Source organism: Citrobacter sp. RHB35-C21 (assembly GCF_013816515.1).
Taxonomy (GTDB): domain Bacteria; phylum Pseudomonadota; class Gammaproteobacteria; order Enterobacterales; family Enterobacteriaceae; genus Citrobacter; species Citrobacter braakii.
This window is the reverse complement of record NZ_CP057147.1, coordinates 4,852,670-4,876,434: the sequence shown is the minus strand read 5'-3', so window position 1 is coordinate 4,876,434 and position 23,765 is coordinate 4,852,670. Positions and strand designations below refer to the sequence as shown.

General features: G+C 51.6%; 14 protein-coding genes, 6 tRNA genes, 3 rRNA genes, 1 pseudogene and 1 riboswitch. Of the genes and pseudogenes, 19 read left to right on the top strand and 5 right to left on the bottom strand.

The genetic code is table 11. The features are described from left to right. Positions 1-6 precede the first annotated feature (6 nt). Both argB and argH read left to right on the top strand, forming a co-directional pair. Positions 7-780, top strand: a complete 774-nt coding sequence (argB, locus tag HVZ39_RS23595) for an acetylglutamate kinase (RefSeq protein WP_016155288.1) — start codon at positions 7-9, stop codon at positions 778-780. A 116-nt stretch (positions 781-896) separates the two neighbouring features. After that, complete coding sequence (argH, locus tag HVZ39_RS23590; protein ID WP_046276416.1) at positions 897-2,270, top strand: argininosuccinate lyase; 1,374 nt, start codon at positions 897-899, stop codon at positions 2,268-2,270. Positions 2,271-2,334: 64 nt separating this feature from the next. On the opposite strand, the gene HVZ39_RS23585 is transcribed toward argH, so the two are convergent. Then, the gene (locus HVZ39_RS23585) at positions 2,335-4,506 is read right to left on the bottom strand and encodes a ricin-type beta-trefoil lectin domain protein (RefSeq protein ID WP_181633028.1); all 2,172 of its coding nucleotides are present in this window, start codon (positions 4,504-4,506) and stop codon (positions 2,335-2,337) included. A gap of 483 nt (positions 4,507-4,989) precedes the next feature. Between HVZ39_RS23585 and oxyR the strand changes: the two genes are divergently transcribed. Further along, positions 4,990-5,907 carry a DNA-binding transcriptional regulator OxyR gene (gene oxyR / locus HVZ39_RS23580; protein WP_003028858.1) on the top strand — a complete coding sequence of 306 codons (918 nt, stop codon included), beginning with the start codon at positions 4,990-4,992 and terminating at the stop codon, positions 5,905-5,907. Here oxyR and sthA read toward each other — a convergent pair. Next, positions 5,890-7,290, bottom strand: a complete 1,401-nt coding sequence (gene sthA, locus HVZ39_RS23575; protein ID WP_016155291.1) for a Si-specific NAD(P)(+) transhydrogenase — start codon at positions 7,288-7,290, stop codon at positions 5,890-5,892. The two genes, oxyR and sthA, sit on opposite strands and share 18 nt — an antisense overlap. A gap of 191 nt (positions 7,291-7,481) precedes the next feature. On the opposite strand from sthA, the gene fabR reads away from it, so the two are divergent. Both fabR and HVZ39_RS23565 read left to right on the top strand, forming a co-directional pair. After that, complete coding sequence (gene fabR, locus HVZ39_RS23570; protein WP_003028862.1) at positions 7,482-8,117, top strand: HTH-type transcriptional repressor FabR; 636 nt, start codon at positions 7,482-7,484, stop codon at positions 8,115-8,117. A 15-nt stretch (positions 8,118-8,132) separates the two neighbouring features. Continuing rightward, on the top strand, positions 8,133-8,492 hold the full coding sequence (locus tag HVZ39_RS23565) for a YijD family membrane protein (protein WP_016155292.1): 360 nt from the start codon (positions 8,133-8,135) through the stop codon (positions 8,490-8,492). Between the two features lie 45 nt (positions 8,493-8,537). Here HVZ39_RS23565 and trmA read toward each other — a convergent pair whose 3' ends face one another. Continuing rightward, on the bottom strand, positions 8,538-9,638 hold the full coding sequence (trmA, locus tag HVZ39_RS23560) for a tRNA (uridine(54)-C5)-methyltransferase TrmA (protein ID WP_181633027.1): 1,101 nt from the start codon (positions 9,636-9,638) through the stop codon (positions 8,538-8,540). Positions 9,639-9,753: 115 nt separating this feature from the next. Then, positions 9,754-9,941, top strand: a riboswitch (cobalamin riboswitch). A 64-nt stretch (positions 9,942-10,005) separates the two neighbouring features. Between trmA and btuB the strand changes: the two genes are divergently transcribed. The 9 genes from btuB to birA all read left to right on the top strand — a co-directional run bounded on the left by btuB (position 10,006) and on the right by birA (position 20,625). Next, positions 10,006-11,844: a TonB-dependent vitamin B12 receptor BtuB gene (gene btuB / locus HVZ39_RS23555; RefSeq protein WP_181633026.1), complete on the top strand. Its 1,839-nt coding sequence runs from the start codon at positions 10,006-10,008 to the stop codon at positions 11,842-11,844. Continuing rightward, positions 11,789-12,640: a glutamate racemase gene (gene murI / locus HVZ39_RS23550; protein ID WP_181633025.1), complete on the top strand. Its 852-nt coding sequence runs from the start codon at positions 11,789-11,791 to the stop codon at positions 12,638-12,640. The genes btuB and murI overlap by 56 nt, the downstream gene beginning before the upstream one ends. A gap of 375 nt (positions 12,641-13,015) precedes the next feature. Beyond that, positions 13,016-14,557, top strand: a 16S ribosomal RNA gene (locus HVZ39_RS23545). A gap of 71 nt (positions 14,558-14,628) precedes the next feature. Further along, positions 14,629-14,705 (top strand) — tRNA-Ile (locus HVZ39_RS23540). Positions 14,706-14,813: 108 nt separating this feature from the next. Beyond that, positions 14,814-14,889, top strand: a tRNA-Ala gene (locus tag HVZ39_RS23535). 208 nt (positions 14,890-15,097) lie between these two features. Then, positions 15,098-18,004 (top strand): 23S ribosomal RNA (locus HVZ39_RS23530). A 98-nt stretch (positions 18,005-18,102) separates the two neighbouring features. After that, positions 18,103-18,218, top strand: a 5S ribosomal RNA gene (gene rrf / locus HVZ39_RS23525). The 16S, 23S and 5S rRNA genes sit together here with 2 tRNA genes alongside, the layout of an rRNA operon. Before the next feature lie 419 nt (positions 18,219-18,637). Beyond that, positions 18,638-19,666, top strand: a complete 1,029-nt coding sequence (gene murB, locus HVZ39_RS23520; protein WP_049271936.1) for a UDP-N-acetylmuramate dehydrogenase — start codon at positions 18,638-18,640, stop codon at positions 19,664-19,666. Beyond that, a complete protein-coding gene (birA, locus tag HVZ39_RS23515) occupies positions 19,663-20,625 on the top strand; it encodes a bifunctional biotin--[acetyl-CoA-carboxylase] ligase/biotin operon repressor BirA (protein ID WP_181633024.1) in 963 nt (320 codons plus the stop codon). Before murB ends, birA begins: the two co-directional genes overlap by 4 nt. Positions 20,626-20,658: 33 nt before the next feature. Here birA and coaA read toward each other — a convergent pair whose 3' ends face one another. After that, the gene (coaA, locus tag HVZ39_RS23510; protein ID WP_003031107.1) at positions 20,659-21,609 is read right to left on the bottom strand and encodes a type I pantothenate kinase; all 951 of its coding nucleotides are present in this window, start codon (positions 21,607-21,609) and stop codon (positions 20,659-20,661) included. A 301-nt stretch (positions 21,610-21,910) separates the two neighbouring features. Beyond that, positions 21,911-21,979: pseudogene (locus HVZ39_RS26730) on the bottom strand (hypothetical protein); the annotation flags it as partial. A 19-nt stretch (positions 21,980-21,998) separates the two neighbouring features. Here HVZ39_RS26730 and HVZ39_RS23505 point away from each other — a divergent pair. The 5 genes from HVZ39_RS23505 (at position 21,999) to tuf (ending at position 23,740) form a co-directional block, all read left to right on the top strand. Then, a tRNA-Thr gene (locus HVZ39_RS23505) sits at positions 21,999-22,074 on the top strand. A gap of 8 nt (positions 22,075-22,082) precedes the next feature. After that, positions 22,083-22,167, top strand: a tRNA-Tyr gene (locus tag HVZ39_RS23500). A 114-nt stretch (positions 22,168-22,281) separates the two neighbouring features. Further along, a tRNA-Gly gene (locus tag HVZ39_RS23495) sits at positions 22,282-22,356 on the top strand. Positions 22,357-22,361: 5 nt separating this feature from the next. Further along, positions 22,362-22,437 (top strand) — tRNA-Thr (locus HVZ39_RS23490). A gap of 118 nt (positions 22,438-22,555) precedes the next feature. Further along, positions 22,556-23,740 carry an elongation factor Tu gene (tuf, locus tag HVZ39_RS23485; RefSeq protein ID WP_003031109.1) on the top strand — a complete coding sequence of 395 codons (1,185 nt, stop codon included), beginning with the start codon at positions 22,556-22,558 and terminating at the stop codon, positions 23,738-23,740. Positions 23,741-23,765: the final 25 nt, after the last annotated feature.

Below are 23,765 nucleotides of genomic sequence, written 5' to 3'. Positions count from 1 at the left end.
GCAACGATGAATCCATTAATTATCAAGCTGGGCGGCGTTTTACTGGATAGCGAAGAGGCGCTGGAGCGTCTGTTTACCGCACTGGTGAATTATCGTGAGTCGCATCAGCGACCGCTGGTCATTGTGCACGGTGGCGGCTGCGTGGTTGACGATCTGATGAAGCAGCTGAACCTGCCGGTGAAAAAGAAAAATGGTCTGCGCGTCACGCCAGCCGATCAAATTGACATTATTACCGGCGCCCTGGCGGGAACAGCGAATAAAACCTTACTGGCCTGGGCGAAAAAGCACCACATCGCATCCGTGGGTCTGTATCTTGGTGATGGCGATAGCGTAAAAGTGACGCCGCTCGATAAAGCGCTGGGTCATGTTGGACTGGCGCAGCCGGGTTCGCCTAAGCTGATTAACACACTGCTGGAAGGCGGTTTTCTGCCGGTAGTTAGCTCTATTGGTGTTACTGAAGACGGACTGCTGATGAACGTTAATGCCGATCAGGCGGCAACGGCGCTGGCGGCAACGCTGGGTGCGGATCTGATCCTGCTCTCTGACGTAAGCGGTATTCTGGATGGAAAAGGCCAGCGTATTGCCGAAATGACCGCCGCGAAAGCGGAACAACTGATTGAACAAGGTATTATTACTGACGGCATGATCGTGAAGGTCAATGCGGCGCTGGATGCCGCGCGCACGCTGGGTCGCCCTGTGGATATTGCCTCCTGGCGTCATGCCGAGCAACTGCCGGCGCTGTTTAACGGCATGCCAATTGGCACGCGGATTTTAGCGTAAACTATTTTGTACCCGATGGCGGTTATGCCTTATCGGGCCTACGTGAACCGAACCTGTACGCCGGATAAGCTAAGCGCCATCCGGCGTTGAAATTCAAGATATTAAGGAAGCAAGTTATGGCACTTTGGGGTGGGCGTTTTACACAGGCAGCAGATCAGCGGTTCAAACAGTTCAACGACTCGTTGCGTTTTGACTACCGCCTGGCAGAACAGGATATTGTCGGCTCTGTGGCCTGGTCTAAAGCGCTGGTAACGGTCGGCGTACTGACTGCCGATGAACAACTGCAATTGGAAGAGGCGCTGAACACTCTGCTGGAAGAGGTTCGCGTTAATCCGCAGCAGATCCTGCAAAGCGATGCCGAAGATATTCATAGCTGGGTGGAAGGTAAGCTGATTGATAAAGTCGGCCAGCTTGGTAAAAAACTGCATACCGGACGTAGCCGTAATGACCAGGTCGCGACCGATCTTAAACTGTGGTGCAAAGACACGGTTATTGAATTACTGTCGGCCAACCGTCAACTGCAAAGTGCGCTGGTGGTGACGGCAGAGAATAACCAGGACGCCGTTATGCCGGGTTACACCCACCTGCAACGTGCGCAGCCGGTGACGTTTGCTCATTGGTGTCTGGCCTATGTCGAAATGTTGGCGCGTGACGAGAGCCGTCTGCAGGATTCGCTCAAGCGTCTGGACGTCAGTCCACTGGGCTGCGGCGCGCTGGCGGGTACGGCGTATGAAATCGATCGCGAGCAACTGGCCGGTTGGCTGGGCTTTGCCTCGGCGACGCGTAACAGTCTGGACAGTGTTTCTGACCGTGACCACGTGTTGGAGTTACTCTCCAACGCCTCTATCGGCATGGTGCACCTGTCGCGTTTTGCTGAAGACCTGATTTTCTTTAATACCGGCGAAGCGGGCTTTGTCGAGCTGTCCGATCGTGTAACTTCGGGTTCATCTCTGATGCCGCAGAAGAAAAACCCGGATGCGCTGGAGCTGATCCGTGGCAAATGCGGTCGCGTGCAGGGTGCGCTGACCGGCATGATGATGACCTTAAAAGGTCTCCCGTTGGCATACAATAAAGATATGCAGGAAGACAAAGAAGGGCTGTTCGATGCGCTCGACACCTGGCTGGACTGTCTGCATATGGCTGCGCTGGTGCTGGATGGCATTCAGGTGAAACGTCCGCGTTGTCAGGAAGCGGCGCAGCAGGGTTATGCTAACGCCACCGAGTTGGCGGATTATCTGGTAGCAAAAGGCGTCCCGTTCCGCGAAGCACACCATATTGTGGGTGAGACGGTGGTCGAGGCGATTCGTCAGGGCAAACCGCTGGAAGCGCTGTCGCTTGCTGACTTACAAAAGTTCAGTCAGGTGATTGGCGATGACGTTTATCCGATCCTCTCGTTGCAATCGTGCCTGGATAAACGTGCGGCGAAAGGCGGCGTGTCGCCACAGCAGGTGGCGCAGGCGATCGACTACGCGAAGGCGCGTCTGATTTAACGTCGGTAATAAAAGAGGCCATCCCGAAGGATGGCCTTGTTATGTTTCTATCCTGGATAGCAGTTTACGGACGATAAATCTCAAATTCCTGGGCGACGTTATTGTCGGTGCAGGTACTTAAGGTGACATAACCGTCGTTACCCACCGTCATACAACGTTGCGTGCCTTCCTTCTGTGAGACGAACTTGTTGTTTTGCCAGGTCCATGTCTGATTTTTGTTGGTATCAGTCGGGGTGTGGCAGGTGTAAGAAATAATATTTCTGCCTTCAACATTATAACCGTTTTGAATATCCAGGCAGCTCTGGCTATTGCCAATTACCAGACGTTCACGGACATCAAATTTAAAGGTCTGGTTGTTGGAGCCGGAGCAAGCATAGGTGAACAAACGATCGCCATTCCGGATTTGACCGTTTTTGACATCCAGGCAGAGGTTGTTTTTCCGTGATTTATAAACACCGGTGACGACCTCTTTTTCATCTGCGTGCGTAAACGGCGCAAATACCTGGCTGTATGCGTACATCGGTGCCTGCTGTGCGGTCATACCGCTGTGCTCCGGGCTGACCTGCTTCGCCACGCCCGGCTGATCGCGTGCCATTGACCACGCGCCAATCATGCCGAGGTTGCGTTTTTTCGCGTCGTCCATCACCAGTTTCGCATCGGACAGATAGAACACTTCGCCCTGTACATCGTTGTAACCGATCATCGGGGTGGTGCCCATCATGGCGTTGATCTCTTTGTCAGATTTCTCTGGCCAGATTTTCTTCAACTGGGTGAACATGTTGTCGATGGCGGATGTGGCGCATTTACCGTGGATATTCTGCCCTTCGGTACCGTCTGACTGGCAGACGGCGTTACCGTAGTCCATGGTCATTACGTTAATACCAGCCAGTTCAACGCCGACATGGCGCGCATTTTCCAGCACATACAGACCTTCAGCCGTCAGACCGGTCGGCAGAATCGGCAGGGTGTACCAGATACCGACTTTGCGACCTTCCTCTTTCCACTGAGCCTGAACCTCTTTTACTGCCTGGTTGCGGCGATCGATGGAATCCTGATCGGCCACCCATGTGCCTTCGATATCAAAATCCAGCACGTTCAGGTTCAGGTTATCAACAATGTCGTAGTAGAGTTTTTGCAGATCTTTCACATTCTTACAGGCAGCCGCCAGCGGGGAGTTATTCGCTCCGCCAATGGAAACCATCACATCGCCACCAGCTTCACGCAGCGCTTTTATTTTGCTGTACTGTGAGTAATCCTGCAGATTATAGGCCGTACCCCAGGTTGGGATGCACTGCTCGCCACTTTTCGCGACGACAAACGCCATGGTGAAGTGGGTAATGTTTTGCTCTTTCGCCAGTTTCGCCAGATCCGGAATGCTGTTCAGGCTAAAGTCGACGTATGGTGCATAAACGTGGGCAGGCCATGGATTCTTCGGCGTCCCTACGCGCTCTTTGGTGCCAGTCCAGTTGGTATAAATCGCCCATGGGTTTTTATCATACGGCATAACGCCTTTGACTTTCGTCTGAGCGACATAAGGTATCCCTTTGTACACCGCCAGTTTGCCAGCTTCGTAAAGCGCAATGGAGTTGATCTGTGGGGCATTATTAAATTGTTCCTGGGTGAATTCGACCGTTGGGCCTAACGGTTTCCACGGACGGCCATTGGTGCTGGTCGGGTTCTGGTTACCTGCAATAGAAGGGTTTTCACCAACGGTATAGTACAGTGCTTCATAAGACTGGCCGTCAACTTTGACCTCATCCCCTTTGTTGTAAACCTGGCTGGAACGCCAGTCGGGTACTGGTGTATAGAGTTTCCACGGATTGTCGGCACCTGGGGTGAAGGAATAAGCCGGAACGGGGATTGCCGCTTCATATGTTACATCCTGATAAGTGACAATATCATCTTCGGCATAATCTTTTTCGGCGCTGAAGGCGTCGTGGGCAACAGGCGTGGCGCTGCCTGCGTCACAGGTCGTTGGGTTGCCGTATTGGTCTATTTCTGCTTTTGTGGCATCGCGCACATAACCCCACGGATTATCCCAGTTTTCAGCGGACGCGCCCTGTGGGCAATTATCGGCATTTACATACCAGCGGTTACTATAAACTTTACTGTCAAAAATAACTTCAATGGTGTTTCCACCTGCCTGACCGCTCCAGGCTTCCAGGGCGAATGCGTTTGCGGCGCACGACATCAGGCCTGCCGCGAGAAAATATCGCGAAATAGTATTGAGTTTCATAAAAGATTCCATTCGATAAATATTAGAAAAATATGGGTGAATGTACTCTAAATAATTAGAGTGGCGAAGAAACGAGTGTTCTTGCGATTTGCCATATATTGAATATCGCGCGGTTATTATTTATGAACCTGACAGGGCGTCAAATATATAAATGATACAAAATGTTTTTGATTATTTTAATTTAATATGGTTTTAATTTAAATAATCGGATGGGAATATGTAATTTATATTTTGTATATATTTTTTTGAATGTATTCGCGCCGGGCGCAAAAAAAAATGCGGACTCAAGGTCCGCAAAAGTTCACGTTGGCTTTAGTTATTTCGAGTATGAGAGAAACTCTCAAAACGGACAGTAGCTTCAAGGGTTAAAGGGGTACCGTTCCGTTTCTGTGGTGCATTATTAAACAGAAAGCTTGATAGGGATAATCGTTCGTTGCTATTCTACCTATCGCTACGAACTATCGTGGCGATGGAGGATGAATAATGAATATTCGTGATCTTGAATACCTGGTGGCGCTAGCCGAACATCGTCACTTCCGACGAGCGGCAGACTCCTGTCACGTTAGTCAGCCAACGCTGAGCGGACAGATCCGCAAGCTGGAAGATGAGCTTGGCGTCATGCTGCTGGAGCGTACGAGTCGCAAAGTGCTGTTCACTCAGGCAGGTTTACTGCTGGTGGATCAGGCGCGCACCGTGCTGCGCGAGGTCAAAGTGCTCAAGGAGATGGCAAGCCAACAAGGCGAGACAATGTCTGGACCGCTGCATATTGGTTTGATCCCAACGGTAGGGCCATACCTGCTGCCGCATATTATTCCTATGTTGCACCAGACCTTCCCAAAACTGGAAATGTATCTCCATGAGGCGCAGACGCATCAGCTGTTGGCGCAACTGGATAGCGGTAAGCTCGACTGCGTCATTCTGGCGCTGGTGAAAGAGAGTGAGGCGTTCATCGAAGTACCGTTATTTGATGAGCCTATGCTGCTGGCGATCTATGAAGATCACCCATGGGCAAACCGCGACTGTGTGCCGATGTCCGATCTGGCGGGTGAGAAACTGCTGATGCTAGAGGATGGCCACTGCCTGCGCGATCAGGCGATGGGCTTCTGCTTTGAAGCGGGTGCTGATGAGGATACTCATTTCCGGGCGACCAGTCTGGAAACGCTGCGTAACATGGTGGCGGCAGGCAGCGGTATTACCTTACTGCCTGCGCTGGCCGTGCCGCCGGAGCGTAAGCGTGATGGCGTTGTCTATCTGCCCTGCATCAAGCCTGAACCGCGCCGTACGATTGGCCTGGTGTATCGTCCAGGTTCGCCGCTGCGCAGCCGTTATGAACAGCTGGCAGAGGCCATCCGTGGGTCAATGGATGGCCATTTCGACAGTGCGTTAAAACAGGCGGTTTAAGCCATTTAGCGCTGCTACCCTATAGGCTTCCGCCATGGTTGGGTAGTTAAAGGTGGTGTTAACGAAGTATTCGATGGTGTTACCACCACCTTTTTGCTCCATTATCGCCTGACCGATGTGAATAATTTCGGCCGCGCGTTCCCCAAAGCAGTGGATCCCCAGAATCTCTTTCGTTTCGCGATGGAACAGGATCTTCAGCGTTCCGACACTCATACCCACTATTTGCGCACGTGCCAGATGTTTAAACTGGGCGCGGCCAACCTCGTATGGAACTTTCATGGCCGTGAGCTGCTGCTCGGTTTTCCCGACGGAGCTGATTTCCGGAATGGTATAAATCCCGGTCGGGATATCTTCGATCAGATGCGCGGTAGCTTCGCCTTTTACCAATGCCTGGGCGGCAATGCGTCCCTGATCGTAGGCCGCCGATGCCAGACTCGGATAGCCGATCACATCTCCTACGGCATACACGTGCGGCAGCGCCGTCTGGTACATGCTGTTGACCTTCAACTGCCCGCGGCTGTCGGTTTTCAACCCAATATTTTCCAGCGCCAGCGAATCGGTATTCCCGGTACGGCCATTGGCGTACAACAGGCAGTCGGCTTTCAGTTTCTTACCGGATTTCAGATGCATGATGACGCCGTCATCGCAACCTTCAATCTTCTCGTACTCTTCGTTGTGGCGAATGACCACTCCGCTGTTCCAGAAGTGGTAAGAGAGCGAGTCGGACATCTCTTGATCGAGGAACGCAAGCAGACGATCGCGGGTGTTGATTAAATCGACTTTTACGTCCATTCCACGGAAGATCGACGCATATTCGCAGCCAATTACTCCCGCACCATAAATCAAAACATGGCGGGGTTCATGGTGCAGGCTCAGGATAGAGTCGCTGTCATAAACCCGGGGATGGGAAAAGTCGACATCCACCGGATGATAGGGGCGTGAACCACAGGCGATGATGAACTTATCCGCGGTCAGCGTTTCCACCGTGCCGTCGTGGCATTCAAGGGCGAGTGTGTGTTCATCAACAAAACGGGCATTTCCCTGCAAAATTTCACAGTGGTTGCGCTCGTAAAATCCTTGCCGCATACGCGTTTGCTGATTAATAACGTTATCAGCGTGGTTGAGAATATCGGCGAAAGAAGAACGAAGGAGTCGGGAGTGGTCGCTGTAAAGTGGGTTCTGATTGAATTCAATAATACGGCTGACGGCGTGGCGGAGGGCTTTCGACGGGATGGTCCCCCAGTGGGTACAGCCTCCGCCGACGTTATGATAGCGCTCAATCACCGCGACGCGCGCTCCTTGCTTAACCAGACCCATTGCAGCGCCTTCGCCGCCGGGACCGGAACCTATTACTATTGCATCGTAATCGTAGGAATGTGACATGGTCAGGCTTACCTGTTCTTATACATAAAAGCAACAGAATGGTAACATCTTTGTCGGGATAACCCAATTATCGTTGTGCTTTTTTGCGAACTCGAAGCACAAACTGCGCGTAAACAATCATTCACAAAGCCATGCCAACCGCCTAATCTCTGGTATAGTGCCAGCAAGGTATGTGGAAGGATTCAGACATCGTGATGGGCGTTAGAGCGCAACAAAAAGAAAAAACCCGGCGTTCGCTGGTAGAAGCCGCATTTAGTCAACTCAGCGCTGAGCGTAGTTTTGCCAGCCTCAGTTTACGCGAAGTCGCTCGTGAAGCGGGCATTGCGCCAACCTCGTTTTATCGCCATTTCCGCGATGTGGATGAACTCGGCCTGACGATGGTGGATGAGAGTGGTTTGATGCTGCGTCAGTTGATGCGTCAGGCGCGTCAGCGTATCGCGAAGGGCGGGAGTGTGATCCGCACCTCGGTCTCAACATTTATGGAGTTCATCGGCAACAATCCCAACGCCTTCCGTTTATTATTGCGCGAGCGTTCGGGAACCTCCGCGGCGTTTCGCGCAGCGGTCGCTCGTGAAATTCAGCACTTCATTGCGGAACTTGCGGACTATCTCGAACTCGAAAACCATATGCCTCGTGCGTTTACTGAAGCGCAGGCCGAAGCCATGGTCACCATTGTGTTCAGCGCCGGGGCAGAAGCACTGGATGTTGGCGCCGAGCAGCGTCGACAGCTGGAAGAACGGCTGGTATTGCAACTGCGCATGATCGCGAAGGGCGCATTTTATTGGTACCGCCGTGAACAAGAGAAGATGACGCATCACTCCGAGTAACGAGAAGGACGAGCAATGAAACAGTCAGGTCAAGATAAAGGTACGCTGCTGCTGGCGCTGGTTGCTGGCTTATCGATCAATGGCACATTTGCGGCGCTGTTTAGCTCCATTGTGCCATTCTCAGTATTCCCAATTATTTCGCTGGTGCTGACGGTTTATTGTCTGCATCAACGCTATCAAAACCGCACCATGCCTGTGGGGTTACCGGGCCTGGCCGCCGCCTGTTTTATTCTCGGCGTTCTGTTGTACAGCACTGTGGTACGCGCTGAATATCCGGATATTGGCTCAAACTTCTTCCCGGCGGTTCTGTCGGTGATTCTGGTGTTCTGGATCGGCTTTAAAGTGCGTAACCGTAGACAGGAAATCGTGGAGTAATATTTGTAGGCCGGGCAAGCGAAGCGCCCCCGGCCAGGACATCATTTACTTGGCGGTCAGTAATACTCCGCACTCCATATGGTGCGTATACGGGAACTGATCGAACAGAGCCAGGCGTGAAACATTGTGCGTCTGGCTTAACGTTTCCAGATTCTTACATAATGTCTCCGGGTTACAGGAGATGTACAGAATTCGCGGGTACGCCTGCACCATTTTCTCTGTTTCGCTGTCCAGACCGCTGCGCGGTGGGTCAACGAAAATGGTTTCACACTGGTAACTCTTCAGATCGATTCCCTGCAAACGGTTGAACTCACGAACCCCGTTCATCGCCTGAGTAAACTCTTCGGCCGCCATGCGGATAATTTGTACGTTATCAATATGGTTAGCCGCAATGTTGTATTGCGCAGCAGCCACGGACGGTTTAGCGATTTCAGTGGCCAGTACGCGGTTGAAGTTTTGTGCGAGTGCTAACGAGAAATTGCCATTGCCGCAGTACAGCTCAAGCAGGTCGCCTTTTGATCCCCTGGTGACATCAATCGCCCATTCCAGCATCTGAATATTCATGGCGGCATTCGGCTGGGTGAAGCTGTTCTCAACCTGGCGGTAGATGATCTCTTTACCCGCAACCGGCAAGCGTTCGTCAATGTAATCCTGGTCCAGCTCGATTTTGGTTTTGGTTGCCCGGCCAATCAGATGCACGTTCAGGTTTTGCGCCCGTAACGCATCCCGCAGCGCTTCAGCTTCCTGACGCCATTCATCATCCAGCTTTTTATGGTACAGCATCGATACCACTGCCTGATCGCTCAGGGTAGTGAGGTAATCAATCTGGAACAGTTTGTGGCGCAGGACGTGGTTGTTGCGAACGCCGTCGATCATTGCCGTCATCAGCGTGTTGATAAGCTCGCTGGCCGCCGGGAAACTGTCGACGCGGATACGGCTTTTGGTCTGGCTGTCGAACATGATGTGGTACAGATCATCCCCGTCATGCCACAGACGAAATTCCGCGCGCATACGGTAGTGGCTGACCGGCGAGCGAAACACTTCCGGAGCCTGTGCATAAAATGGCGTCATTAAGCTCTGCAGACGCACTACTTTTTCAGCTAACTGGGCGTCGTACTGTTCTGTCGGAAGGTGTTTGGGGGTCATGATGCGTCCTGAAAAATAAAAGTACGCGGGGATTGTAGGGATTGCTCAACAGATGTCCAGTCATTGATGATTTCCGATATTGTGATGCGCGGTCTGGACACCAGGTTGTAACAAACTGTAGCATCCGTTTTCCGGTCCTGTGAGTTAAAAGGGAATCCAGTGTGAATCTGGAGCTGACGCGCAGCGGTAAGGAAGGTAGGAGATGAGCGCACCTGGTGCAGACACTGCGGCATGCCGTGGGAAGTCATCATCTCTTTAAGTTGCCTCCAAGCCCGAAGACCTGCCGGCTAACGTCGCATCTGGTTTTCATCATCGCGTACTATCGGTGGGACCTGCGGCATCCTTCTTATATTGTGGATGCTTTACAATGATTAAAAAATCGTTGCTGTGCACGGCACTGTCCGTCACAGCATTTTCGGGTTGGGCGCAGGACACTAGCCCAGATACTCTCGTCGTCACTGCCAACCGTTTTCAGCAGCCTCGTAGCGCTGTACTTGCCCCTATCACCGTTGTTACGCGTCAGGATATCGATCGCTGGCAATCCACTTCCGTCAATGATGTGCTTCGTCGCCTGCCGGGTGTGGATATCGCCCAATACGGTGGTATGGGACAAAATTCGTCTATTTCTATTCGCGGCACCAACGCCAGCCATGTGCTGGTGTTGATTGACGGCGTGCGTCTGAACCTGGCAGGGGTTAGCGGCGCAGCCGATCTTAGCCAGTTCCCAGTCTCGTTAGTGCAACGTATCGAATACATTCGTGGGCCGCGTTCGGCGGTTTATGGTTCTGATGCGATTGGCGGTGTGGTGAATATCATTACCACGCGTGAAAAGTCGGGGACGGAACTCACTGCCGGTGTGGGGAGCAATGGGTATCAGAATTATGATGTCTCAACCCAACAACAGCTTGGTGAAAATACTCGCGTCACATTAATGGGCGATTATGCCTATACCAAAGGTTTTGATGTTGTCGCATACGGTAGCACTGGCTCTCAGGCTCAGCCTGACAAAGACGGTTTCTTAAGTAAGACGCTGTATGGCGCGCTGGAACATAACTTTTCCGATACATGGAGCGGGTTTGTTCGCGGCTACGGCTATGATAACCGAACAGATTATGACGCGTATTATTATCCGGGGACGCCGTTAGTGGATACCCGTCAGCTCTATAGCCAAAGCTGGGATGCCGGGCTGCGCTTTAATGGCGAGCTTATCCAGTCACAACTGGTTTCCAGCTATAGCCATAGTAAAGATTACAACTATGATCCGGATTATGGCCGCTATGACTCCTCGGCCACACTGGATGATATGAAGCAATATAATGTTCAGTGGTCCAACAGTATGGTGCTTGGTCACGGTAACGTAGGCGCAGGCGTTGACTGGCAAAAGCAAACCACGACGCCTGGCACCGGGTATGTCACGGACGGTTACGATCAGCGTAATACGGGTCTCTACCTGACCGGGTTGCAGCAACTGGGCGACTTTACCTTTGAAGGTGCGGCGCGCAGTGATGATAACTCCGAATTTGGCCGTCATGGCACATGGCAGACCAGCGCCGGATGGGAGTTTATTGAAGGCTATCGCTTTATTGCGTCCTACGGTACATCTTTCAAAGCGCCTAATCTCGGGCAGTTGCATGGTTATTACGGCAATTCGAACCTGGATCCTGAACAAAGTAAGCAATGGGAAGGGGCGTTTGAAGGCTTAACGGCGGGTGTGAACTGGCGTGTATCCGGATATCGTAATGATATCGACGACATGATCGATTACGACCCGCATACCGAGAAATACTTTAACGAAGGTAAAGTTCGTATTAAAGGTGTGGAAGCGACCGCAAACTTTGATACCGGGCCGTTGGCACATACGCTGAGCTACGATTATGTCGATTCGCGCAATGCGATTACGGACAAGCCGCTCGCACGCCGTTCTAAAAACCAGGTGAAGTACCAGCTCGACTGGCAGGTTTATGATTTTGACTGGGGCCTGACGTATCATTACCTGGGAACGCGTTATGACACTGACTACGTAACCTACCAGCCGGTAAAAATGGGTGGGGTTAGCCTGTGGGATCTTGGCGTGTCATATCCAATCACCTCACAGCTGACAGTTCGTGGTAAAATCGCCAACCTGTTCGATAAAGATTACGAGACAGTTTATGGCTACGCAACTGCAGGACGGGAATACACCTTGTCTGGCAGCTACACTTTCTGATCCGCGTCCCACCGTGCTGGTGTTTGATTCCGGCGTCGGTGGGTTGTCGGTCTATGACGAGATCCGGCGTCTTCTGCCGGATCTCCACTATATATACGCTTTCGACAACGTCGCCTTTCCTTATGGAGAGAAGAGCGAGGAGTTTATCGTCGAACGTGTTGTTGAGATTGTGACTGCGGTCCAGCAGCGCTATCCCCTCTCTCTTGCGGTCATCGCGTGTAATACAGCAAGCACGGTATCGCTCCCTGCATTACGTGAGAAATTTGCCTTTCCGGTTGTGGGCGTGGTGCCTGCTATTAAACCGGCGGCGCGACTCACGGCGAATGGTGTGGTGGGACTGCTGGCTACGCGTGCAACGGTGAAGCGTTCATATACCCATGAGTTGATTGCACGGTTTGCTAACGAATGTCAGATAGCGATGCTGGGTTCCGCTGAGCTGGTGGAACTGGCGGAAGCGAAGCTGCACGGTGAAACCATTTCTCTGGAAGAACTGCGTCGTGTCCTGCGCCCTTGGCTGCGGATGTCGGAACCACCTGACACGGTGGTGCTCGGATGCACCCATTTCCCTCTATTACGGGAAGAACTTTTACAGGTCCTGCCCGAGGGGACGCGGATGGTGGATTCTGGTGCCGCGATTGCGCGTCGTACGGCCTGGTTATTAGAACATGAAGCGCCAGACGCGAAATCAACTGATGAGAATGTCGCATTCTGCATGGCAATGACGGCAGAAGCCGAACAATTATTGCCCGTGCTGCAGCGTTATGGCTTTAAGACGCTCGAAAAACTGGCTGTTTAGACTGTTTTGGTGGAAAAATAAGCACTCGGAAGATTATTTTAAATTTCCCCTTGTCAGCCTGAAATAACTCCCTATAATGCGCCTCCACTGACACGGAACAACGGATTACAAACCGCCGGGTCAGCGGGATTCCACTGAGAATCTCGCGGAGAAAAGCAAAAATAAATGCTTGACTCTGAATGAGGAAAACGTAATATACGGGACCTCGCGACAGAGCGCTAAAGCGCGTCGCAACTGCTCTTTAACAATTTATCAGACAATCTGTGTGGGCACTCGAAGATACGGATTCTTAACGTCGCAAGACGAAAAATGAATACCAAGTCTCTGAGTGAACACGTAATTCATTACGAAGTTTAATTCACGAGCATCAAACTTAAATTGAAGAGTTTGATCATGGCTCAGATTGAACGCTGGCGGCAGGCCTAACACATGCAAGTCGAACGGTAGCACAGAGGAGCTTGCTCCTTGGGTGACGAGTGGCGGACGGGTGAGTAATGTCTGGGAAACTGCCCGATGGAGGGGGATAACTACTGGAAACGGTAGCTAATACCGCATAACGTCGCAAGACCAAAGAGGGGGACCTTCGGGCCTCTTGCCATCGGATGTGCCCAGATGGGATTAGCTAGTAGGTGGGGTAACGGCTCACCTAGGCGACGATCCCTAGCTGGTCTGAGAGGATGACCAGCCACACTGGAACTGAGACACGGTCCAGACTCCTACGGGAGGCAGCAGTGGGGAATATTGCACAATGGGCGCAAGCCTGATGCAGCCATGCCGCGTGTATGAAGAAGGCCTTCGGGTTGTAAAGTACTTTCAGCGAGGAGGAAGGTGTTGTGGTTAATAACCGCAGCAATTGACGTTACTCGCAGAAGAAGCACCGGCTAACTCCGTGCCAGCAGCCGCGGTAATACGGAGGGTGCAAGCGTTAATCGGAATTACTGGGCGTAAAGCGCACGCAGGCGGTCTGTCAAGTCGGATGTGAAATCCCCGGGCTCAACCTGGGAACTGCATCCGAAACTGGCAGGCTAGAGTCTTGTAGAGGGGGGTAGAATTCCAGGTGTAGCGGTGAAATGCGTAGAGATCTGGAGGAATACCGGTGGCGAAGGCGGCCCCCTGGACAAAGACTGACGCTCAGGTGCGAAAGCGTGGGGAGCAAACAGGATTAGATACCCTGGTAGTCCACGCCGTAAACGATGTCGACTTGGAGGTTGTGCCCTTGAGGCGTGGCTTCCGGAGCTAACGCGTTAAGTCGACCGCCTGGGGAGTACGGCCGCAAGGTTAAAACTCAAATGAATTGACGGGGGCCCGCACAAGCGGTGGAGCATGTGGTTTAATTCGATGCAACGCGAAGAACCTTACCTACTCTTGACATCCAGAGAACTTAGCAGAGATGCTTTGGTGCCTTCGGGAACTCTGAGACAGGTGCTGCATGGCTGTCGTCAGCTCGTGTTGTGAAATGTTGGGTTAAGTCCCGCAACGAGCGCAACCCTTATCCTTTGTTGCCAGCGATTCGGTCGGGAACTCAAAGGAGACTGCCAGTGATAAACTGGAGGAAGGTGGGGATGACGTCAAGTCATCATGGCCCTTACGAGTAGGGCTACACACGTGCTACAATGGCATATACAAAGAGAAGCGACCTCGCGAGAGCAAGCGGACCTCATAAAGTATGTCGTAGTCCGGATTGGAGTCTGCAACTCGACTCCATGAAGTCGGAATCGCTAGTAATCGTGGATCAGAATGCCACGGTGAATACGTTCCCGGGCCTTGTACACACCGCCCGTCACACCATGGGAGTGGGTTGCAAAAGAAGTAGGTAGCTTAACCTTCGGGAGGGCGCTTACCACTTTGTGATTCATGACTGGGGTGAAGTCGTAACAAGGTAACCGTAGGGGAACCTGCGGTTGGATCACCTCCTTACCTTAAAGAAACGTTCTTTGTAGTGCTCACACAGATTGTCTGATGAAAATTAGCAGTAAGAAAATCTCTGCAGGCTTGTAGCTCAGGTGGTTAGAGCGCACCCCTGATAAGGGTGAGGTCGGTGGTTCAAGTCCACTCAGGCCTACCAAATTCGCCTCCGTGCTGTGTTACGGCGATGCTCGCATACTTCAGTATGCTTCGCACCACCGCGCCTTGCCCGGAAACGAATTAGGGTACAGAGATTAGCATTTACGATGGGGTTATAGCTCAGCTGGGAGAGCGCCTGCCTTGCACGCAGGAGGTCTGCGGTTCGATCCCGCATAGCTCCACCATCCTTTACTGCAAAAACACAAGAAAACTTCAGAGTGTACCTGAAAAGGTTCACTGCGAAGTTTTGCTCTTTAAAAATCTGGATCAAGCTGAAAATTGAAACGACACACTGTTTCATTTCTCCGTAAACAAGAAATGAAAAGCGGTGTGTTCGAGTCTCTCAAATTTTCGCAACACTGAAGTGTTTTACGAAACATCTTCGGGTTGTGAGGTTAAGCGACTAAGCGTACACGGTGGATGCCCTGGCAGTCAGAGGCGATGAAGGACGTGCTAATCTGCGATAAGCGTCGGTAAGGTGATATGAACCGTTATAACCGGCGATTTCCGAATGGGGAAACCCAGTGTGATTCGTCACACTATCATTGCGTGAATACATAGCGTAATGAAGCGAACCGGGGGAACTGAAACATCTAAGTACCCCGAGGAAAAGAAATCAACCGAGATTCCCCCAGTAGCGGCGAGCGAACGGGGAGCAGCCCAGAGTCTGAATCAGCATGTGTGGTAGTGGAACGGTCTGGAAAGTCCGACGGTACAGGGTGATAGTCCCGTACACAAAAGTGCATGTGTTGTGAACTCGAAGAGTAGGGCGGGACACGTGGTATCCTGTCTGAATATGGGGGGACCATCCTCCAAGGCTAAATACTCCTGACTGACCGATAGTGAACCAGTACCGTGAGGGAAAGGCGAAAAGAACCCCGGCGAGGGGAGTGAAAAAGAACCTGAAACCGTGTACGTACAAGCAGTGGGAGCCTCTTTATGGGGTGACTGCGTACCTTTTGTATAATGGGTCAGCGACTTATATTCTGTAGCAAGGTTAACCGAATAGGGGAGCCGAAGGGAAACCGAGTCTTAACTGGGCGTTAAGTTGCAGGGTATAGACCCGAAACCCGGTGATCTAGCCATGGGCAGGTTGAAGGTTGGGTAACACTAACTGGAGGACCGAACCGACTAATGTTGAAAAATTAGCGGATGACTTGTGGCTGGGGGTGAAAGGCCAATCAAACCGGGAGATAGCTGGTTCTCCCCGAAAGCTATTTAGGTAGCGCCTCGTGAACTCATCTTCGGGGGTAGAGCACTGTTTCGGCTAGGGGGTCATCCCGACTTACCAACCCGATGCAAACTGCGAATACCGAAGAATGTTATCACGGGAGACACACGGCGGGTGCTAACGTCCGTCGTGAAGAGGGAAACAACCCAGACCGCCAGCTAAGGTCCCAAAGTCATGGTTAAGTGGGAAACGATGTGGGAAGGCACAGACAGCCAGGATGTTGGCTTAGAAGCAGCCATCATTTAAAGAAAGCGTAATAGCTCACTGGTCGAGTCGGCCTGCGCGGAAGATGTAACGGGGCTAAACCATGCACCGAAGCTGCGGCAGCGACACTATGTGTTGTTGGGTAGGGGAGCGTTCTGTAAGCCGTTGAAGGTGTGCTGTGAGGCATGCTGGAGGTATCAGAAGTGCGAATGCTGACATAAGTAACGATAATGCGGGTGAAAAACCCGCACGCCGGAAGACCAAGGGTTCCTGTCCAACGTTAATCGGGGCAGGGTGAGTCGACCCCTAAGGCGAGGCCGAAAGGCGTAGTCGATGGGAAACAGGTTAATATTCCTGTACTTGGTGTTACTGCGAAGGGGGGACGGAGAAGGCTATGTTAGCCGGGCGACGGTTGTCCCGGTTTAAGCATGTAGGCGGAGATTCCAGGTAAATCCGGAGTCTTGTTAACGCTGAGGTGTGATGACGAGGCACTACGGTGCTGAAGTAACAAATGCCCTGCTTCCAGGAAAAGCCTCTAAGCATCAGGTAACACAAAATCGTACCCCAAACCGACACAGGTGGTCAGGTAGAGAATACCAAGGCGCTTGAGAGAACTCGGGTGAAGGAACTAGGCAAAATGGTGCCGTAACTTCGGGAGAAGGCACGCTGATATGTAGGTGAAGTGATTTACTCATGGAGCTGAAATCAGTCGAAGATACCAGCTGGCTGCAACTGTTTATTAAAAACACAGCACTGTGCAAACACGAAAGTGGACGTATACGGTGTGACGCCTGCCCGGTGCCGGAAGGTTAATTGATGGGGTTATCCGTAAGGAGAAGCTCTTGATCGAAGCCCCGGTAAACGGCGGCCGTAACTATAACGGTCCTAAGGTAGCGAAATTCCTTGTCGGGTAAGTTCCGACCTGCACGAATGGCGTAATGATGGCCAGGCTGTCTCCACCCGAGACTCAGTGAAATTGAACTCGCTGTGAAGATGCAGTGTACCCGCGGCAAGACGGAAAGACCCCGTGAACCTTTACTATAGCTTGACACTGAACACTGGTCCTTGATGTGTAGGATAGGTGGGAGGCTTTGAAGTGTGGACGCCAGTCTGCATGGAGCCAACCTTGAAATACCACCCTTTAATGGCTGGTGTTCTAACGTAGACCCGTGATCCGGGTTGCGGACAGTGTCTGGTGGGTAGTTTGACTGGGGCGGTCTCCTCCTAAAGAGTAACGGAGGAGCACGAAGGTTAGCTAATCCTGGTCGGACATCAGGAGGTTAGTGCAAAGGCATAAGCTAGCTTGACTGCGAGAGTGACGGCTCGAGCAGGTGCGAAAGCAGGTCTTAGTGATCCGGTGGTTCTGAATGGAAGGGCCATCGCTCAACGGATAAAAGGTACTCCGGGGATAACAGGCTGATACCGCCCAAGAGTTCATATCGACGGCGGTGTTTGGCACCTCGATGTCGGCTCATCACATCCTGGGGCTGAAGTAGGTCCCAAGGGTATGGCTGTTCGCCATTTAAAGTGGTACGCGAGCTGGGTTTAGAACGTCGTGAGACAGTTCGGTCCCTATCTGCCGTGGGCGCTGGAGAATTGAGGGGGGCTGCTCCTAGTACGAGAGGACCGGAGTGGACGCATCACTGGTGTTCGGGTTGTCATGCCAATGGCATTGCCCGGTAGCTAAATGCGGAAGAGATAAGTGCTGAAAGCATCTAAGCACGAAACTTGCCCCGAGATGAGTTCTCCCTGACCCTTTAAGGGTCCTGAAGGAACGTTGAAGACGACGACGTTGATAGGTCGGGTGTGTAAGCGTAGCGATACGTTGAGCTAACCGATACTAATGAACCGTGAGGCTTAACCTTACAACGCCGAAGATGTTTTGGCGAAAGAGAAGACATCATTTTCAGTTTGATTACAGATTACATCGACATGCGAAAAGCGTGTTGATAGACAGAATTTGCCTGGCGGCTGTAGCGCGGTGGTCCCACCTGACCCCATGCCGAACTCAGAAGTGAAACGCCGTAGCGCCGATGGTAGTGTGGGGTCTCCCCATGCGAGAGTAGGGAACTGCCAGGCATCAAATAAAAGCGAAAGGCCCGGTCGAAAGACCGGGCCTTTTGTTTTATCTGTGGTCTGTCGGTGAGTGCTCTCCTGAGGAGGACAAATCCGCCGGGAGCGGATTTGAACGTTGCGCAGCAACGGCCCGGAGGGTGGCGGGCAGGACGCCCGCCATAAACTGCCAGGCATCAAACAAGTGAAGAAGCCCATCCTGCCGGATGGGCTTTTTTGCGTCTGCAGGGATGAAAATCGCCGGATGCGGCGTGCCGCCTTATCCGGCCAGCGTCTGTTATTACCGGATACAGCGCCTGTAAACCTTATTCTTACTGTGATTGCAGCCTCATCGGTTGCAAAGCAACATCCTAAGCTTCCATAACACAAGCCATCCCGCTGCATATACGGTAAACTAAGTGCGATTTTGCATCAGGAAAGCGTCTATGAATCACTCCCTTAAAGCCTGGAACACCTTCGGTATCGATCAACAAGCTAATGTGCTTGTCTGTGCCGAAAATGAGCAACAACTACTAAATGCCTGGCAATCAGCCAATGCATCACATCATCCAGTGCTAATCCTGGGCGAAGGGAGTAACGTCCTGTTTCTTGATGCCTTCCATGGAACGGTGATCGTCAACCGTATCAAGGGAATAGCGATTACAGAACAACCTGATGCGTGGCATTTGCACGTAGGCGCTGGTGAAAACTGGCATCATCTGGTAGAGCATACGCTGCAGCAAAGCATGCCCGGACTGGAAAATCTGGCGCTGATCCCCGGCTGCGTGGGTTCATCGCCGATCCAGAATATTGGTGCCTATGGCGTAGAACTGCGGCGCGTCTGTGAATATGTGGACTGCGTAGAGCTTTCGACCGGCAAACATCTGCGCGTCAGCGCCGCAGAATGTCGATTTGGTTACCGTGACAGTATCTTCAAACATGAGTACCAGGATCGTTTCGCGATTGTAGCGGTTGGTCTGCGCTTACCTAAACAGTGGCAACCCGTTCTCACTTATGGTGACCTGACGCGTCTTGATCCTGCCACGGTAACGCCTCGGCAGGTTTTTGATTCTGTTTGCCATATGCGCACCACAAAACTGCCCGATCCAAAAGTAAACGGTAATGCGGGGAGTTTCTTTAAAAACCCGGTTGTTACCGCGGACATTGCGCAGGAACTCCTGGCGAAATTTCCGACTGCACCTCATTACCCGCAGGCTGATGGCTCTGTGAAACTGGCTGCTGGCTGGCTTATCGATCAATGTCAGCTAAAAGGCATGCGCATTGGCGGCGCAGCGGTACATCAGCAGCAGGCACTCGTGCTGATCAATGCAGGCCATGCTACGAGTCAGGATGTGGTGCAACTGGCGCATCACGTACGCCAAAAAGTCGGTGAGAAATTCAATGTCTGGCTTGAGCCGGAAGTCCGGTTTATTGGCCCACTAGGTGAAGTGAATGCCGTGGAGATCGTTGCATGAAGGATAATACCGTCCCCCTGACGCTTATTTCATTATTATCCGATGGTGAATTTCACTCTGGTGAGCAACTCGGTGAAAAGCTGGGAATGAGCCGTGCGGCAATCAATAAACATGTCCAGACGCTACGTGACTGGGGTGTTGATGTATTTACTGTCCCTGGTAAAGGATACAGCTTACCTGAACCTATCCAGCTATTAGATTCATCACTTATTTATTCTCAGCTGGATGGCGGGAATATAACGGTCCTGCCGGTTATCGACTCAACCAATCAGTACCTGATGGATCGAATTGGTCAACTCGAGTCAGGGGATGCCTGCGTCGCTGAGTATCAGCAGGCCGGTCGTGGTCGTCGTGGACGTAAATGGTTCTCTCCCTTTGGCGCCAATCTGTACCTTTCAATGTTCTGGCGACTGGAACAAGGACCGGCAGCCGCGATTGGCCTGAGCCTGGTGATTGGTATTGTCATGGCTGAGGTTTTACGCGATCTGGGCGCGGATAAAGTGCGTGTTAAATGGCCGAACGATCTCTATTTACTCGACCGTAAACTGGCAGGGATCCTGGTTGAACTCACCGGAAAAACGGGCGATGCCGCACAGATTGTTATTGGGGCGGGTATAAACATGTCCATGCGTCGGGTTGAGGAGAATGTGGTTAATCAAGGCTGGATTAATCTGCAGGAAGCGGGTATTACCATTGACCGCAATACTCTGGCTGCCCGACTGATCCGCGAGCTGCGCGCTGCTTTGGTTCTGTTTGAGCATGAGGGCCTGGCGCCGTATTTGTCCCGCTGGAGGGCGCTGGATAACTTTATCGACCGCCCTGTTAAACTCATTATTGGTGATAAAGAAATATTTGGCGTATCTCGTGGAATAGATGCGCAAGGTGCATTACTACTCGAACAAAATGGCGTGATAAAACCCTGGGTGGGTGGGGAAATATCGCTTAGAAGCGCTGAATAATAAGAAGGGGAGCTATGGCTCCCCTTTATTTTTTTATTTCCGTAATCTGACTTGCTCAACAGCATGATTGGCGCTTTTCGTCATGATTAAGCTGGCTCGCTCACGCGTTGGTAAAATATTCTGTTTTAAATTCAACCAGTTGATTTCTTTCCACAGCGATGTGGCCGTGTTGATTGCCTCGTCTTCCGACAATTTCGCATAGTTATGGAAATAAGAGTCTGGGTTGGTAAATGCCCCTTCGCGGAATTTCAGGAAGCGGTTGATATACCACGTCTGGAGTAATTCTTCTGGCGCATCCACATAAATAGAAAAGTCGACAAAGTCAGAAACAAATACATGATGTGGATCGTGAGGATAGTCCATCCCGCTTTGTAATACATTGAGCCCTTCGAGGATTAATATGTCAGGCTGGGCAACGGTTTTGTCGCCATCAGGGATCACATCATAAATCAGATGAGAATAGACCGGTGCCGTAACGTTGGGGACGCCAGACTTTAGATCGGAAACGAATTTAACCAGACGGTGCATATCATAGGACTGAGGAAAGCCTTTCTTCTTCATGAGCCCACGATCTTTCAACACCTGGTTAGGATGAAGAAAACCGTCAGTAGTGATCAGCTCAACCTTACGATGCTCGGGCCAGCGACTCAGCAACGCTTGCAACACACGTGCAGTCGTACTTTTGCCGACGGCGACGCTGCCAGCAATGCTAATAATATAAGGAATACGCTCGCCGTTGGTGCCTAAAAATTGCTCCAGCACAGCCTGACGCCGCAGGTTCGAACTGATGTAAAAATTTAGCAAACGCGATAATGGCAAATAAATCTCAGCAACTTCTTCCAGCGATAAGTCTTCGTTAATGCCTTTCAGACGAGCAATCTCTTCCTCGGTCAGAGTCATCGGCACGGAATCACGAAGCGCAGCCCACTGGTTGCGATCAAACTGTAGGTAAGGCGACGTTAACGCTTGCTCTTTTATACTCATACGCATGGTCTGGCTGTCATTGCTATATCAGGTCTGCGGTAAAAAACGAAATCATCCCCGGTACGCAATGGCACGCACATTTCAGTTAATTTGGACAATGGGCAGGAGGGTAACACCAGATGGGAGGGAATAATAAGAAAAAATCGTCCCCTGAAACGCAATGTGACGGCTATTCCAGATGTATAAAGATGCACTTTCTCTCTATTGATAACGGCATGCCGGAGCAAAATGCCTTCAGGGAGCGCGGCTGACGTTGGAAATTTGTTCAATTCGAAGAAGAAATAGATTATTTATCGGTCGTATAGCGCAAAATGTGAGCGATAGAACATTTTATGCAATTTTTTAGTTGCATGAGTGCGCATGTCTCCATAAAATGCGCGCTACTTGATGCCGACTTAGCTCAGTAGGTAGAGCAACTGACTTGTAATCAGTAGGTCACCAGTTCGATTCCGGTAGTCGGCACCATCAAGTCCGGTGGGGTTCCCGAGCGGCCAAAGGGAGCAGACTGTAAATCTGCCGTCACAGACTTCGAAGGTTCGAATCCTTCCCCCACCACCACTTTCTGGCAGCGTTATCGCCGCCTGAGTTGGTTAAAAAATTAATCAGCTCGAATAAAAAAGAGAGAAATCTCTTTTTTATTACAGAAAGAACTGGGTAGCCGAGTTTCAGGATGCGGGCATCGTATAATGGCTATTACCTCAGCCTTCCAAGCTGATGATGCGGGTTCGATTCCCGCTGCCCGCTCCAGACGTGCTGATATGGCTCAGTTGGTAGAGCGCACCCTTGGTAAGGGTGAGGTCCCCAGTTCGACTCTGGGTATCAGCACCACTTCACTTCTCCTTCCCGTTTCTCTCTGTTTACTTTTAAAAGCATTCAACAGCTCAGGCATATGGCCTGGTTGATGTGGTGATATCACCGATTTATCCGTGTCTTAGAGGGACAATCGATGTCTAAAGAAAAATTTGAACGTACAAAACCGCACGTTAACGTCGGTACTATCGGCCACGTTGACCATGGTAAAACAACGCTGACCGCTGCAATCACTACCGTACTGGCTAAAACCTACGGCGGTGCTGCTCGTGCATTCGACCAGATCGATAACGCGCCGGAAGAAAAAGCTCGTGGTATCACCATCAACACTTCTCACGTTGAATATGACACCCCGACTCGCCACTACGCACACGTAGACTGCCCGGGCCACGCCGACTATGTTAAAAACATGATCACCGGTGCTGCGCAGATGGACGGCGCGATCCTGGTTGTTGCTGCGACTGACGGCCCGATGCCGCAGACTCGTGAGCACATCCTGCTGGGTCGTCAGGTAGGCGTTCCGTACATCATCGTGTTCCTGAACAAATGCGACATGGTTGATGACGAAGAGCTGCTGGAACTGGTAGAAATGGAAGTTCGTGAACTTCTGTCTCAGTACGATTTCCCGGGCGACGACACTCCGATCGTTCGTGGTTCTGCTCTGAAAGCGCTGGAAGGCGAAGCAGAGTGGGAAGCGAAAATCATCGAACTGGCTGGCTTCCTGGATTCTTACATCCCAGAACCAGAGCGTGCGATTGACAAGCCGTTCCTGCTGCCTATCGAAGACGTATTCTCCATCTCCGGTCGTGGTACCGTTGTTACCGGTCGTGTAGAGCGCGGTATCATCAAAGTTGGTGAAGAAGTTGAAATCGTTGGTATCAAAGAGACTGCTAAGTCTACCTGTACTGGCGTTGAAATGTTCCGCAAACTGCTGGACGAAGGCCGTGCTGGTGAGAACGTTGGTGTTCTGCTGCGTGGTATCAAACGTGAAGAAATCGAACGTGGTCAGGTACTGGCTAAGCCGGGCTCTATCAAACCGCACACCAAGTTCGAATCTGAAGTGTACATTCTGTCCAAAGACGAAGGCGGCCGTCATACTCCGTTCTTCAAAGGCTACCGTCCGCAGTTCTACTTCCGTACTACTGACGTGACTGGTACCATCGAACTGCCGGAAGGCGTTGAGATGGTAATGCCGGGCGACAACATCAAAATGGTTGTTACCCTGATCCACCCAATCGCGATGGACGACGGTCTGCGTTTCGCAATCCGTGAAGGCGGCCGTACTGTTGGTGCGGGCGTTGTTGCCAAAGTAATGAGCTAATTGCCGAATAACATTTGACGCAATG

Excerpts from the sequence above, each read along its gene's own strand:
- murB (WP_049271936.1), top strand. The coding sequence starts at position 18,638 with ATGAATCACTCCCTTAAAGCCTGGAACACCTTCGGTATCGATCAACAA.
- HVZ39_RS23565 (WP_016155292.1), top strand. The coding sequence starts at position 8,133 with ATGAAACAGTCAGGTCAAGATAAAGGTACGCTGCTGCTGGCGCTGGTT.
- btuB (WP_181633026.1), top strand. The coding sequence starts at position 10,006 with ATGATTAAAAAATCGTTGCTGTGCACGGCACTGTCCGTCACAGCATTT.
- argB (WP_016155288.1), top strand. The coding sequence starts at position 7 with ATGAATCCATTAATTATCAAGCTGGGCGGCGTTTTACTGGATAGCGAA.
- argH (WP_046276416.1), top strand. The coding sequence starts at position 897 with ATGGCACTTTGGGGTGGGCGTTTTACACAGGCAGCAGATCAGCGGTTC.
- tuf (WP_003031109.1), top strand. The coding sequence starts at position 22,556 with ATGTCTAAAGAAAAATTTGAACGTACAAAACCGCACGTTAACGTCGGT.
- murI (WP_181633025.1), top strand. The coding sequence starts at position 11,789 with ATGGCTACGCAACTGCAGGACGGGAATACACCTTGTCTGGCAGCTACA.
- birA (WP_181633024.1), top strand. The coding sequence starts at position 19,663 with ATGAAGGATAATACCGTCCCCCTGACGCTTATTTCATTATTATCCGAT.
- coaA (WP_003031107.1), bottom strand. The coding sequence starts at position 21,609 with ATGAGTATAAAAGAGCAAGCGTTAACGTCGCCTTACCTACAGTTTGAT.
- trmA (WP_181633027.1), bottom strand. The coding sequence starts at position 9,638 with ATGACCCCCAAACACCTTCCGACAGAACAGTACGACGCCCAGTTAGCT.
- HVZ39_RS23585 (WP_181633028.1), bottom strand. The coding sequence starts at position 4,506 with ATGAAACTCAATACTATTTCGCGATATTTTCTCGCGGCAGGCCTGATG.
- oxyR (WP_003028858.1), top strand. The coding sequence starts at position 4,990 with ATGAATATTCGTGATCTTGAATACCTGGTGGCGCTAGCCGAACATCGT.
- sthA (WP_016155291.1), bottom strand. The coding sequence starts at position 7,290 with ATGTCACATTCCTACGATTACGATGCAATAGTAATAGGTTCCGGTCCC.